Below are 14,361 nucleotides of genomic sequence, written 5' to 3' on the forward strand. Positions count from 1 at the left end.
ATTGCGATGTGGCTTGCGGTGATTGTTGCTCTTGCTTGTGTTGGTGAGGCTTGTTTTCTTGTTAGGGAAAGGTCCTTTTTTATACTCATTCTAAATAAAGTCAGTTTTCCTTCTCTTTTTATATAAAAAATGCCCATCTTTGTGTCTCTAATTAAGTGAAAGATTTTTAGTATGCTTTTATCTGATTTGAACACGGGAGAGAAAGGTGTCATTGTACGCGTAAATGGAAGTGGTGCTTTTCGTAAACGTATTCTCGAAATGGGTTTTATAAAAGGAAAAACCATAAAGGTGATATTAAATGCTCCCCTCAAAGACCCTATTAAATATAAAATAATGGATTATGAGGTTTCGCTCCGAAGAAGCGAAGCTGCTCTAATCGAAGTTATATATCCTGATTCACATAAAGTAAGGGATGAGAATCTGTCGCACTCTGCGACGAACGAATCTTTAGGTTATTATTCCACCACGGAAGATGTGGTAACATCTTTGCGAAAACCGAATTCCGATTCGAAAAAAGTAATAAGGGTCGCATTGGTAGGTAATCCTAATGCCGGAAAAACTTCCCTCTTCAATATTGCTTCCGGAGCTCACGAACATGTAGGTAACTATGGTGGGGTAACCGTCGATTCGAAAGAAGGAAAGTTTAAGCATGGAGGCTATACTTTTAAAGTTGTAGACTTGCCCGGAACTTATTCGCTTTCGGCATATACTCCGGAGGAATTGTTTGTAAGACGACATATTGTAGAAGATAAACCCGATGTGGTTATTAATATTGTTGCTGCTTCCAATCTTGAGAGAAACCTGTATTTGACTACCGAGCTTATCGATATGGAGGTGTCTACGGTGATCGCTCTTAATATGTATGACGAACTATTAGAAACGGGTAGCGAATTTGATTATCAGAGCCTGTCTCAGATGATTGGTATTCCTATTGTTCCTACTGTTGCTAAAACGGGAGTAGGTATAGGTGATCTGTTCGATGCGGTGATACGTGTCTATGAAGAGAAAGAACCTATCGTTAGACGTGTACATATATATTATGGTAATGTTGTAGAAAATGCAATAAGCAAACTTAATATACTTCTAGAAAAAGAAAAAGAAATACCGTTAATTTTCCCTCGCCGTTATATTTCAACAAAATTGTTGGAAAAAGATAAAGATGTAGACGCCTATGTTGGCTCATTGTCAAATGCTGTGGATATCTATGCTCTGAGAGATAGTGAGGTTAAATATATAGAAGATACACTAAAAGAAGATACCGAATCCGTGCTGACGAATGCCCGATATGGTTTTGTGGCAGGGGGCCTGAAACAGACACTTAAAGAAAAGCTTTTCGAGTCGGACGTAACCCGGATGATAGATGCGGTGGTTACCAATAAGTATATTGGATTCCCTGTGTTTTTCTTTTTTATGTGGGTGATGTTTGAATGTACATTCCGTTTGGGTGGATATCCTATGGAGTGGATTGAAAACGGGGTGGCCGTACTCGGTAATTTTATCCGTGGAAATATGGTTGACGGTATGCTTAAAGACTTAGTTGTTGATGGTATTATCGGCGGTGTTGGCGGTGTTATCGTCTTTCTTCCCAATATATTGATCCTGTATGCTTTTATTTCCTTTATGGAAGACTCCGGCTATATGGCTCGGGCAGCTTTTATAATGGATAAGGTGATGCATAAAATGGGATTGCACGGAAAATCTTTTATTCCATTGGTTATGGGATTTGGTTGCAATGTGCCTGCGATACTTGCTACAAGAACTATCGAAAGCCGTAATAGTCGGATGATAACTATGTTGGTTAATCCGTTTATGTCTTGTAGTGCACGATTGCCTGTGTATTTGTTGTTTGTAGGAGTTTTCTTTAAGTCGTATGCAAGCTTTGCCTTGTTTGGTTTGTATTTTACCGGGATTCTATTGGCTGTGATTTCTGCCCGCTTATTTAAGCGTTTTCTTTTCCCGAAGGAAGATACACCATTTGTAATGGAATTACCTCCTTACCGTATGCCTACAATTAAGTCGGTGACTATACATATGTGGGATAAATCTCAGCAGTATTTGCGGAAAATGGGAGGTGTTATTTTGGTTGCATCTATTATCATCTGGTTCTTGGGTTATTTTCCACGAGACAAAGAACGGGAGTTGAAATATGATAATATGATAACTCAGGTTGAGCAGCAAGAAGGGCTGGGTGATGAAGAAAAGAGTGCTCAAATCGAAGAAATAGAAGAGGGTAGAAATACAGAACATCAAGAAGAGTCGTATATTGGTCGTGTAGGTAAAGCTATCGAGCCTGTGATGAGGCCTCTCGGTTTTGATTGGAAGATAAGTGTTAGTCTTCTTTCAGGTATGGCGGCCAAAGAGGTTGTGGTGAGTACCTTAGGTGTACTGTATACGGGTAGCTCTGAAGATCAGGAATCGCTGGAAGTTCGTCTTTTAGCAGATAAGCAAGCAGATGGAAGCACAACATTTACTCCATTGGTAGTTGTCAGTTTGCTGCTTTTTGTGCTGATTTACTTTCCATGTGTCGCAACTATTGCTGCTATAAAAGAAGAATCCGGCTCTTGGAAATGGGGTGTTTTTAGTATTGTTTACACAACTTTACTAGCCTGGCTTATTTCTTTTGTAGTGTATCAAGTTGGATGTTTGTTCTGATTTTCTGATGTTTTCTTTCTTTTTTATTCTATTGTTTCTTATTGTTGTAATTATAATATGTAAAGGGCGGCTTTTGTTGCTCTTTTCTTTTTTTTGAAAAAGTTGTGGTTAAATGTTAAAAATCTGCTTTTTCGAAAGAATAAAGCGCGTGTTTTTTTAGTGTTTTTTTGGTGTATAGCTTCTGGATGGTTTCAATATGTAATGTATTTAACATTTGTGCTACTTGTATATGTTTGTAAATCTGTGTTTAATTATGTTTGTTCTTTCAAAATGACAAAATTTGTATAATTTAATCTAAGATTTGTTTTTTCGTGAAAATTGCCTAATTTTGTATATCAAAAAACAAACTGATGCTAAAAAGTCTGATATTGCATCAAAGTGTTAGCATCGGGATGGGGTTTTAATTTAGAAATTAAAGTAGTGTTTGTATGATGAAAAGAGTGATGTTAATTCTATCCTGCTTATTTATAAGCATAGGATTTATTACAGCCCAAACAACTCGTGTTACCGGTATTGTCTTAGATGATATTGGTGAGCCTGTTGTTGGAGCTTCGGTTGTTGTAAAAGGAACAACTATTGGTACGATAACAGATGTTGATGGAGCTTTTTCTATTAATGTTCCTCAAGGAAGAAATACAATGGTATTTTCTTTAGTTGGTATGCAATCAGTTGAGACTAAAATTTCGCAAAATATGCGAATAACTTTACAGAGTAATGAGCAAGCTTTAGATGAGGTTGTAGTTACAGCTTTCGGTGGCGTTGTCAAAAAAAGTTCGATATCTGGTGCTCAAACATCTATCGGAGGAGATAAGATTGCTCAACTTCCAGTGCAAAGTTTTGACCAAGCGCTATCTGGTAAAATGGCAGGGGTTCAAATATCTATGGCTTCAGGTTTATTAGCCGAAGGTACTAGTATTCGCGTGCGTGGAACAAATTCAGTTTCATTATCATCTCAGCCATTAATAGTAATAGATGGGGTTCCTGTTACTGAAACTACTAACTTGAATGTGTTTAATAGTGGTAATGGTACTCGTTTCAATCCATTAGCTACAGTTAATCCGAATGATATTGAATCTATAGAGGTTTTGAAAGATGCTGCCGCTGCCGCTTTGTATGGGTCAAGAGCTGCTAATGGAGTTTTACTTATAACAACAAAGAAAGGGAAAATAGGGAAACCTCAAGTTGCATATGCTGGTTATGTAGGATGGGCTAAAGCCGCAAAAACACCAGATTTATTAAATGTAAACGATTTTATTACTATCCAAAATGAAAAATCTCAAAATCGTTTTGGACAAGGGGTATTATTCGCAAACAAATCTTACTTGAATGACCCTGATGATAAAAGAAAATATGATGAAACCAATTGGTTAGACGTTATTTTCCGTACCGCTTTTCAACAAAATCATCAATTATCAGTGTCGCATGCAACAGAGAAAACAAACTACTATGCTTCTGCTGACTATACATCGCAAGAGGGTATTGTAATTGGAAATAAGTTGGTTAGAGGAGGTGTTCGCGTTAATGCTGAAGCTCAGGCTACAAATTGGCTAAAGGTTGGTATTTCTACTGCTTATTCTAAAACGGCCAATGATGGAGTTTTGTCTGATGGATATTTAGCCGGTGTAACAATTTCAGGCTATAATGCGCCACCCAATGTGCCGGAGAGATTAAATGGAAATTATTATTTGGCAAGTGGGGCTTTAGGTGCTGGAAATAACTTGTATTCGTATAATGGGTCTAATACTTTTGGAAACAGATTTTATCACCCGTCGGCTACAGCAAGTCTAAATAGAAATAAAAATACATCCGAAAGAGTATTGGCTAATGCTTTTATTGAGATTACTCCAATAAAAGAATTGAAAATAACAAGTAAGATTGGTATTGACTATCTGAATAACTTTGAGGATCAATACAGTCACCCTGATTTGATTGGGCTTGGTTGGAAAGGATCTAATAACGGATTAGTTCAAGATAATATAGTTTGGATTACTCAATGGAATTGGCAAACTTATGCAAACTATAATAAAAAATTCGGGTTGCATTCCCTTGGTTTAACAGCTGGATTAGAATATCAAAAGAGAGCATATAAAGATGTGTATGCTGGTGCTGGTAATTTTGTGTTTAGTACATATAACGAAATTCTAGATGGTTTGTTTACTGATCAATATACGGGAGGAACAAAAAACTCTAGAGGTTTCTCTGGATATTTTGGTCGCACGTCGTACAACTACGATGAACGATATTATGTAGAGGGTTCGCTTCGTATGGATTATTATTCAGGTTTTGGGCTTAATAATAGGAAGGGTATATTTCCTGGAGTTTCTACCGCATGGAGATTATCTAAGGAAAGTTTTATGCAAAATTTGGAATCAAAAATATTTGATGACTTAAAACTGAGAGCTAGTTGGGGACTTGTTGGTAATAGTAATGTAGGACCTTATGCTAGCCGTACATTGTACGCTGGTGGTCAGTATGCCGACTTGAATGGAGTAAGTATGTCTCAAGTGGGTAACCGTGATTTGAAATGGGAAACAGTTAAAAAGTGGGATTTTGGTGTGGATGCATTACTCCTTAATCAACGATTAAATGTATCATTTGACTACTGGATTACAAATATCTCCGATATGTTACTTGATGCTCCTGTCCCTCTATATACAGGTATACCCAATGCGTATATTACAACAAATATTGGAGAAATGACCAATAAAGGTATTGAGTTGCAGATAAACACCACAAATATTCAAACTACTGATTTTCGTTGGACTACTGCGTTTAATTTGACTACAGTTAAGAATAATGTCAAAAAACTTACTTCTTCAGGTAATATTGAGGAGTTACCTTATGTCGTAGCTGAAAATTATCCACTAGGATCATATAAATTGTATAAATGGGCTGGTGTTAATCCTGATAATGGAGAGGCTGGATATTATGACAAAGATGGTAATATAAAATGGTATAATCCAGAGAAAAAAGTATGGACAAATACCGAAGGTGAGACTGTTGGTGCTTTAACCGCAGATGACTATTATCTGTCAGATAAAACGGGTTCTCCTACATGGTATGGTAATATTGATAACTCTTTATTTTATAAAGGTTTGGATGTTTCTTTTGGCTTGCAATTTGCTGGTGGAAATTATGTTTATAATGCAACCGCACAGGGTTTGATGACTAATAATCTTAATAATAATATATCAGAGATTCTAGATAGATGGACTACTCCAGGTCAAAAAACAAATGTGCCTAGATTATATCATGCAGATGCAATTTCAATGAGAATGTCAGATCGTTTCCTAGAAAAAGGTGATTTTTTAAGATTGCGAGATCTTACTTTAGGTTATACATTGCCTTCAGATGTTATCAAAAAGTTAGGCGTTACCTCTTTGAGAATTTATGCTAGAGCAACTAATCTTTTTGTTATTACAGATTATAGCGGATCAGATCCGGAGCTAAGTACTAATAGAAACAGTAACTACAAGGTTGGATACGATAATAGATCTGTACCTTATCCACGTACGTTTACATTAGGATTAAATTTGAACTTTTAATCTTTTAAAATTTTGATTATGAGAAATATATATAAAGCAATATCTGTGTTTATATGTGTAGTGGGGTTAAATTCTTGCCAATATGATGCAGTGAATGATAATCCATACTACATGGGTGAGACTCCCGAGCAAATAATGAGCTCTGCGGAGAAAATTGATGCAGCTGCGATTGGTATGTATGATGCGCTGCAGAATGCAGAATTTTTAGGTGGACGTGCTCAGATTTATGTAGATGTCCGTGGATTAGATGTAAATCCCGTATCATATTTTAATGCTCTGTCTACATACGTTATGACATCAACAGATGGATATGCGTCTGATAATTGGGAAGGGGGATATCGTACTATTTATGAAGCGAATGTATTTTTAGAAGGTATAGAGGCTAATAAAAACTTAGTAGATGAAAGTTTATATTTAAAATATACAGGTGAGGCTAGATTTATACGAGCTATATGTTATTTATACCTTCTTAACTTCTACGGGCAACAATATACTACAGCTGGAGACTTAGGTGTTCCATTGATCACTAAAGCATATGATGGAGGTACAGCTTTTACGGAAAGTCTTAATGTAACAAGATCTACTGTTGCAGATTGTTATAAGTTTATAGTTGATGATCTTAAATACGCTGAAACTAATCTCCCAGGTTCATACGATGATTCATATCAAAATGCTTTTAGGGCTACAAAAGCTGCTGCAAGAGCAATATTATCAAGAGCGTATCTTTATCAGAAAGATTGGGATAATGCAATAACTTATGCTAATAAAGTTATAAGTCCTAGTGATGGTGCTTTATCATACGAATTGGTTAAAGATCAAAAGGCTGATGTATTTACGGCTCTTATAACAGGAAGTAAGGAGATTGTCTTTTTTGTCGCTCATAATAAGGGGGATAACCCAAATACGAATAATTCTCTTGGTCAACATTATGGCCAGCTTGGACGTGCAGATATTCAGGTTAATCCTACGTTTGTGAGTTCTTTTGAAGATACGGATACAAGAAAGACTCAATTATTAGCTCTTGATAAAAATGGTGCATGGTGGAATGAAAAATATCGTGGTTTATCATATGATAATGCTCCAATAATACGATATGCGGAGGTGTTATTAAATAAAGCAGAAGCATTAGTTTATAAATCAAAAACAGTAAATGCTGATGCAATTTCTTTAATAAATGAAATAAGAACTCGTTCTAAAGCATCTGAGGTTAAATCTGCAGACTTTGCTTCATGGACTGAATTGAAGGATTTTATCTTAGCTGAGAGAAGAAGAGAGTTGTGCTTTGAAGGGCATGCAAGTTTTGATTTATTCCGTAGTGAAAAAGGAATCCCTGCAGGTCGAGGTTCGGTATCAACACCTGCGATGAGTTATCCGAATGACTTATTTACTTTACCTATTCCAAATTCAGATATTCAAAAGAATAAAAATTTGGTTCAAAATAAAGGGTATTAGGAATATATATTAGAAAACTCCAAGCTCTTGCTTGGAGTTTTTTTATGTCTTTTAACCTCTCTTTAACGTCATCTTTCTTTTATCTTATGTAACTTTGTTTTCAGAAACGGAGGATAAATATATGTTTCAAGAAATTATTGTTGGTATTATAGGCCTATCTGTTGCCTTCCTTGTATTGTTTAAAATTTACGGATTCTTTTTTTCTAAGAATGAGCAAAAAGGTAGCTGCGGATGTTCGGGATGCGGCTGTAGTACGAAGCAAAAACAAGTAAAATATTGAGGTTTTATTTGGAGTGAAGGATAAATATTCATATATTTGATATAAAGATTTAAGTCGTGTTGGTCGATTGGGAAGCTCATCAATTAAAAAATGACCGAGACAAGCTTTTGATTCTAATGGCGGGCCACACCTTCGGGTTGCTTAGCGCGGTGGATTACAAAGGGATCGAAGCACTCAAATCCTGTTTTACGGAGTTTCGGTATATCCACCAATACGACTTTCTATACAAAAGGAGTTACTTTCATTAAGTAGCTCCTTTTTGCGTTATAAAACGTTCTTTATTTTTATTTCATATTTTCTTTATGGTATAATTTCTTTTGTTATTTCTATTAATTGTATATTTGTAACCGAATAATATTGATTGTTGTTATTTATATCAAACAAAAATGGACACTTTAGAGAAACTGACCGCTGAAAAATTACTTAGTATTAGGGCTATTAAACTGCAACCTTCAAACCCTTTTACATGGGCGTCAGGATGGAAATCACCTATTTATTGTGATAATCGTAAGTTGATATCGTATCCTCGCATACGTACTTTTATTAAAACCGAATTATCTCGTCTTATTCTCGAAAATTTTCAGGAGGCTGATGCTATAGCAGGAGTTGCTACAGGAGCTATCGCACCCGGAGTTTTAGTCGCTGATGCATTAGGCTTACCGTTTGTTTATATACGGGCCACACCTAAAGATCACGGATTGGAAAATCTTATAGAGGGTGAGTTGAAACCAGGGAGTAAGGTTGTGGTCGTAGAGGATCTTATATCTACAGGATCGAGTAGTCTTAAAGCAGTAGAGGCGATTCGTCGCGATAGCTCTGAGGTAATTGGAATGGTTGCTAATTTTACATATGGTTTTCCTGTTGCAACAGAAAATTTCAAAAAAGCTGATGTGAAGCTAATTACTCTTACCGATTACGATGCTGTCCTAAAAGAGGCTTTACGCATAGAATATATCGCCGAGTCTGATCTGGATACATTACAGGAATGGAGAAAGTCTCCGGCAGATTGGAAATAATCCATAATATATAATGGCTGAATTTGTAAGTGAAGTAAAAACTATTCCGCATTCTGATGCGGATATATATACAGTGCTTTCCGATTTGAACAATCTGGAACTGGCTAAAGATAAGATACCACAGAATATGGTCAAAGATTTGTCCTTTGATCAGGATTCGTGTACCGTTACTGTTGATCCGGTCGGAAAAATACGTTTTGTTGTGGTTGAACGTGACCCCAATAAAACAATAAAATTTCAGGCAGAGCAATTACCTTTTGATGTCACAATGTGGATACAACTAAAATCCTCAGCTGATGACGAAACTAAGATGAAGCTCACGATTAAAGCTGATTTGAATCCTTTCTTGAAGCCGATGGTTTCTAAACCATTGCAGGCAGGATTAGATAAGGTAGCCGAAAGCCTTTCTGCTTTACCTTATGCTGATATTTTGAATAAAGGAAGAATAGAGGAATAGCCAATGAAACTTTGGGAAAAAAGCGTTCAAGTAAATAAAGATGTAGAGTCTTATACCGTTGGACGAGACAGGGAGTTGGATGTATATCTTGCTCCTTATGATGTTTTAGGCTCTATGGCTCACATCACCATGTTAGAGTCTGTTGGGTTGTTGACAAAAGAAGAACAGGCTGTTTTAATCAAAGAGCTGAAAGGAATATATAAACAGGCAGTTTCCGGCGAATTCGTAATAGAGGATGGCATCGAAGATGTGCATTCTCAGGTAGAACTTATGCTTACCCGTAAGCTGGGAGATATCGGTAAAAAGATCCATAGTGGTCGTTCCCGTAACGATCAGGTACTGATTGATCTGAAACTTTTTACCCGTGATCAGATTCATTCTCTCGTAAATTCGGTTACGAAACTGATCGATGTCCTTTTGCTGCAAAGTGAGAAATACAAAAACATCCTCATGCCCGGCTATACGCACTTGCAGATAGCTATGCCTTCATCTTTTGGACTATGGTTTGGTTCTTATGCCGAAAGTCTTGTAGATGACCTTCAGTTACTCTTGGCTGCATATCGAATATGCAATCGGAATCCACTCGGATCGGCGGCAGGATATGGATCTTCATTTCCCCTCAATCGTCAGATGACAACCGATTTGTTAGGTTTTGACTCCATGAATTATAACGTTGTTTATGCACAGATGGGACGTGGTAAGATGGAGCGTGTAGTCGCTTTTGCCATAGCTAATATTGCTGCAACATTATCTAAATTGTCGTATGATGCATGCTTATACAACAGTCAGAATTTTGGATTTATTAAATTGCCTGACGAGTATACTACAGGATCGAGCATAATGCCTCACAAGAAGAATCCTGATGTATTTGAACTTACACGGGCAAAATGCAATAAGTTGCAAGGCTTGCCGAACAATATAACGTTAATTACCAATAATCTTCCATCCGGATATTTCAGAGATTTACAAATTATAAAAGAGTTATTTATTCCTTCATTTGAAGAAATGAATGATTGTTTGCAGATGGTTGCGCAAATGATGGGTGAAGTGAAGATAAACGAACATATACTGGATGATCCTAAATATCTTTTGATATTCAGTGTCGAAGAAGTTAACAGACTGGTTCTCGAGGGTGTTCCTTTCCGTGATGCTTATAAGCAAGTTGGACTGGAAATCGAAAAAGGGAATTTTAGTCACAATAAAGAAGTACATCATACGCATGAAGGTAGTATTGGTAACCTGTGCAATGATCGTATTGATATACTCAAGCAGCAGGTTGTAGATCAATTCGAATTTGAGAAAGTGATATCTGCTGAGACAAAATTACTTGGAGAGAATTGAATTCTTTACCAAATAAGTTTTAATGCATAGCTTAATATTTATATATGAAAGAATCTGAAATAATCCTGGCGAGCTTGTCAGGAGAGGATAAGCCCGGGGTTACTGCAGCCTTGACTGCGGTTTTAGCAGATCACAATGCCAATATACTTGATATAGGGCAGGCTAATATACATCATTCTCTTTCTTTGGCAATTATGTTTGAAGCAACGAATGCTGGAGACGTTATAAAAGATTTGCTTTTTAAAGCTACAGAATTGGGCGTTGTTATCCGATTCTCACCCATCAGTAAGGACAATTATACCCGCTGGGTGAATCTTCAGGGAACAAAGAATAGATATATAGTTACAGTTCTGGGACGTGTTTTAGACCCTTCTCATATTTCGGCTGTAGCACAGGTGAGTCAGAAACATAAATTAAATATCGAAAAGATAATACGTCTGACAGGTCGTGTTCCATTGGCTGCTTCGGAGCGTCCAAGCCGTTCATGTATTGAATTGTCAATCAGAGGAACTGTAGATGATGTAGATGCCCTGAAGCATGACTTTATGAAACTTGCGGATGATATGGGTATTGATATCGCTTTTCAGGTAGAAAATATGTATCGCCGTATGCGTCGTTTGGTTTGCTTTGATATGGACTCTACATTGATTCAGACCGAAGTTATAGATGAGCTTGCCGAACGTGCAGGAGTGGGAGATGAAGTGAAAGCTATTACCGAAGCCGCTATGCGAGGAGAAATAGATTTTAGTGAAAGCTTTAAGAAACGTGTTAGTTTGTTGAAAGGTTTGGATGAGTCTGTGATGCAGGATATTGCAGAGAATTTGCCTGTAACGGAAGGGATGACACGCCTTATCCGCATATTGAAGAAGAGCGGATGCAAGCTGGCTATATTATCCGGCGGATTTACTTATTTCGGAAATTACTTGAAAGACAAGTATGGTTTCGACTATGTTTATGCAAATGAATTGGAGATTGAAGACGGTAAATTGACTGGCAATTATGTAGGCGATATAGTGGATGGTAAGCGTAAAGCCGAGTTACTTCGCTTGTTGGCACAAGTAGAAAAGGTTGATATTCGTCAGACTGTAGCAGTAGGAGATGGGGCCAATGACCTTCCTATGCTGAATATTGCAGGACTAGGTATTGCTTTTCATGCTAAACCAAAAGTGAAAGCAAATGCGAAACAATCTTTATCCAATGTAGGTCTCGATGGTATTTTATATTTCTTGGGTTATAGAGATTCTATGCTCGAAGGAGAAAAGTAAACGAATACAAAATATAAATTTAAATAGGCTGTCTTGTAAGGGATGGCCTATTTTTTTTAGTATTAACACGGATGTTCGTGATGTTTTATCTTTATTTGATAAATATGTAATATCCAATTGGTAGAAGTCTGAAAATATATGGAACGTAATTTTTTGCACAGAAAAGATATATAGGAACTTTCTTTCCGTATCAAGTATAACTTTTAGATATTTTGGGATTATAATAATATCTGAAAGGAGTTATACCCAATAACCGCGCTATTCAAAATCCACTTTCACAAGCGGAAATTTAAATCTGTAAGGTCGGTAATAAATAAGGAGACTTACTCGGATATTGGGGGTTACAAATGCCCAGAACACCCTAAATAACTCCTTCCTGATATTCTATCATTTTCCTATCTCTATAAACAGGAAAATATATATTTATGCCACATTATTGGCAAAATTTTACTATTGTGTGTTAGCTACACATCTGTAGCCAATACAAATATAGGCAAATATTTGATATTAACGATAGTAGTTATGTTAAAAATACACGAAGGTGTTAATGAAATGGAAAAATGATAGGCTTATCGTGTTTGTTTCTATTTTTTAAGGTTGTTGTTGATGTAAAAAAGCGATAATTCAGAATGAATTATCGCTTTTAGATATATGTTAATTATTTGTACATCTTGTTTCGTAATGATTTTATATCCTCCGAAGTGATATAATCATCATAATCCATGATCTTGTCGATAATTCCGTTCGGTGTCAATTCTATTACACGATTACAGACAGTTTGTATAAATTCGTGGTCGTGCGACGCCATCAATACATTCCCTTTAAACTGAATGAGTGTATTATTGAAAGCCTGTATCGATTCCAAATCTAAATGGTTGGTAGGTGAGTCGAGAACAAGGCAGTTTGCGCTCTTTAACATCATGCGTGCTATCATACAGCGCATTTTTTCGCCCCCTGAGAGTACTTTTGTGTTTTTTAGTACTTCTTCACCCGAAAATAGCATTCTGCCCAAAAATCCTTTTATATAGATCTCACTTGTATCATCAGAGAATTGTGATAGCCAGTCGATCAGATTCAGATCTTCTTTAAAATAATCACTATTATCCAATGGTAGATAAGCGTTGGTAATAGTTTGTCCCCAGCTGAATGTTCCAGCATCAGGCTTAGCGTACTCATTTATTATCTCAAAGAAAGCAGTCATCGCACGCGGATCTTTCGAAAGGAAGATAACCTTGTCGTCTTTTTCTATATTGAAGCTGACATTGTTGAATAATACTTTCCCTTCTATCGATTTGCTCAGCCCGTTTACCTCCAATATCTTATTTCCGGGCTCACGATCAGGTGTGAAGATGATTCCCGGATACTTGCGAGACGATGGCTTAATTTCTTCAATATTAAGCTTCTCGAGCATCTTCTTACGGCTGGTGGTTTGTTTCGATTTTGCAACATTGGCACTGAATCGACGAATAAATTCTTCCAGTTCTTTTTTCTTTTCTTCAGCTTTTTTATTCTGTTGCTGTTGCTGACGCAAAGCTAATTGGCTCGATTCGTACCAGAAGCTATAGTTACCCGCAAACATAGTTACTTTACCAAAGTCTATATCTACAGTATGTGTACACACAGAGTCTAAGAAGTGACGGTCGTGCGATACAATCAATATTGTATTCTCTGCATTTGCTAGATAGTTTTCCAACCACATTACAGTTTCAATATCAAGGTCGTTGGTCGGCTCATCGAGAAGCAGGTTGTCAGGGTTACCAAACAAGGCACGTGCTAACAAAATACGTACTTTTTGCTTACCGCTCATATCGCCCATCATCTGATAGTGCAAATCCTCGGTTACGCCAAGTCCGCTAAGTAGCATGGCTGCGTCATTCTCTGCATTCCATCCCTCAAGTTCGGCAAATCGTTCTTCAAGCTCCGATGCTCTGATACCATCTGCATCCGAAAAATCTTCTTTGGCATACAGAGTATCTTTTTCTTGCATAATACTCCATAGCGTACTGTGCCCTTGCAGAACGGTGTTCATTACCGTTTGATCATCAAACGCAAAGTGATCTTGAGACAATACAGAGAGACGCTCACCCGGTCCTAAAGAAAATGTTCCGGTTGTAGCATCTTTTTCGCCACTAAGTATTTTGAGAAGTGTAGATTTCCCTGCGCCATTAGCGCCGATTATACCATAGCAATTGCCACTTGTAAATTTAAGATTCACGTCTTGGAAAAGTACTCTTTTTCCAAACTGAATCCCTAGATTAGAAACTGTTATCATTATTATTATTCAATTACAGATTATATACGATATAGGATAATATCTCATTACCCAAATGCGGGCACAAAGGTACAAATTATT

Annotated in this window: 8 protein-coding genes; 7 read left to right on the forward strand and 1 reads right to left on the reverse strand. The window is 36.9% G+C overall.

What is annotated here, in order from left to right; genetic code table 11:
- Positions 1-171 precede the first annotated feature (171 nt).
- From feoB to serB, 7 genes are all read left to right on the forward strand, one after another.
- Positions 172-2,652 (forward strand): ferrous iron transport protein B, encoded by a 2,481-nt coding sequence (gene feoB, locus QOX35_RS04605; RefSeq protein ID WP_283685963.1) that lies wholly within the window; start codon positions 172-174, stop codon positions 2,650-2,652.
- 428 nt (positions 2,653-3,080) lie between these two features.
- Positions 3,081-6,197 carry a SusC/RagA family TonB-linked outer membrane protein gene (locus QOX35_RS04610; RefSeq protein ID WP_283685964.1) on the forward strand — a complete coding sequence of 1,039 codons (3,117 nt, stop codon included), beginning with the start codon at positions 3,081-3,083 and terminating at the stop codon, positions 6,195-6,197.
- An 18-nt stretch (positions 6,198-6,215) separates the two neighbouring features.
- Positions 6,216-7,649 carry a RagB/SusD family nutrient uptake outer membrane protein gene (locus QOX35_RS04615; protein ID WP_283685965.1) on the forward strand — a complete coding sequence of 478 codons (1,434 nt, stop codon included), beginning with the start codon at positions 6,216-6,218 and terminating at the stop codon, positions 7,647-7,649.
- Positions 7,650-8,315: 666 nt separating this feature from the next.
- On the forward strand, positions 8,316-8,945 hold the full coding sequence (gene pyrE / locus QOX35_RS04620; protein ID WP_006843174.1) for an orotate phosphoribosyltransferase: 630 nt from the start codon (positions 8,316-8,318) through the stop codon (positions 8,943-8,945).
- A 13-nt stretch (positions 8,946-8,958) separates the two neighbouring features.
- Entirely contained in the window at positions 8,959-9,402 is a 444-nt protein-coding gene (locus tag QOX35_RS04625) for an SRPBCC family protein (RefSeq protein WP_135104921.1), read from the forward strand.
- Between the two features lie 3 nt (positions 9,403-9,405).
- Positions 9,406-10,743 carry an argininosuccinate lyase gene (gene argH, locus QOX35_RS04630; RefSeq protein WP_283685966.1) on the forward strand — a complete coding sequence of 446 codons (1,338 nt, stop codon included), beginning with the start codon at positions 9,406-9,408 and terminating at the stop codon, positions 10,741-10,743.
- A 44-nt stretch (positions 10,744-10,787) separates the two neighbouring features.
- Positions 10,788-12,008, forward strand: coding sequence for a phosphoserine phosphatase SerB (gene serB / locus QOX35_RS04635; RefSeq protein ID WP_283685967.1), 1,221 nt, complete (start codon positions 10,788-10,790; stop codon positions 12,006-12,008).
- A 658-nt stretch (positions 12,009-12,666) separates the two neighbouring features.
- Here serB and QOX35_RS04640 read toward each other — a convergent pair.
- On the reverse strand, positions 12,667-14,280 hold the full coding sequence (locus QOX35_RS04640; protein WP_135104924.1) for an ABC-F family ATP-binding cassette domain-containing protein: 1,614 nt from the start codon (positions 14,278-14,280) through the stop codon (positions 12,667-12,669).
- Between the last annotated feature and the right edge of the window lie 81 nt (positions 14,281-14,361).

The sequence above is a fragment of the Dysgonomonas sp. Marseille-Q5470 genome (genome assembly GCF_951230145.1).
Lineage (GTDB): Bacteria > Bacteroidota > Bacteroidia > Bacteroidales > Dysgonomonadaceae > Dysgonomonas.

Excerpts from the sequence above, each read along its gene's own strand:
- feoB (WP_283685963.1), top strand. The coding sequence starts at position 172 with ATGCTTTTATCTGATTTGAACACGGGAGAGAAAGGTGTCATTGTACGC.
- QOX35_RS04610 (WP_283685964.1), top strand. The coding sequence starts at position 3,081 with ATGATGAAAAGAGTGATGTTAATTCTATCCTGCTTATTTATAAGCATA.
- QOX35_RS04615 (WP_283685965.1), top strand. The coding sequence starts at position 6,216 with ATGAGAAATATATATAAAGCAATATCTGTGTTTATATGTGTAGTGGGG.
- pyrE (WP_006843174.1), top strand. The coding sequence starts at position 8,316 with ATGGACACTTTAGAGAAACTGACCGCTGAAAAATTACTTAGTATTAGG.
- QOX35_RS04625 (WP_135104921.1), top strand. The coding sequence starts at position 8,959 with ATGGCTGAATTTGTAAGTGAAGTAAAAACTATTCCGCATTCTGATGCG.
- argH (WP_283685966.1), top strand. The coding sequence starts at position 9,406 with ATGAAACTTTGGGAAAAAAGCGTTCAAGTAAATAAAGATGTAGAGTCT.
- serB (WP_283685967.1), top strand. The coding sequence starts at position 10,788 with ATGAAAGAATCTGAAATAATCCTGGCGAGCTTGTCAGGAGAGGATAAG.
- QOX35_RS04640 (WP_135104924.1), bottom strand. The coding sequence starts at position 14,280 with ATGATAACAGTTTCTAATCTAGGGATTCAGTTTGGAAAAAGAGTACTT.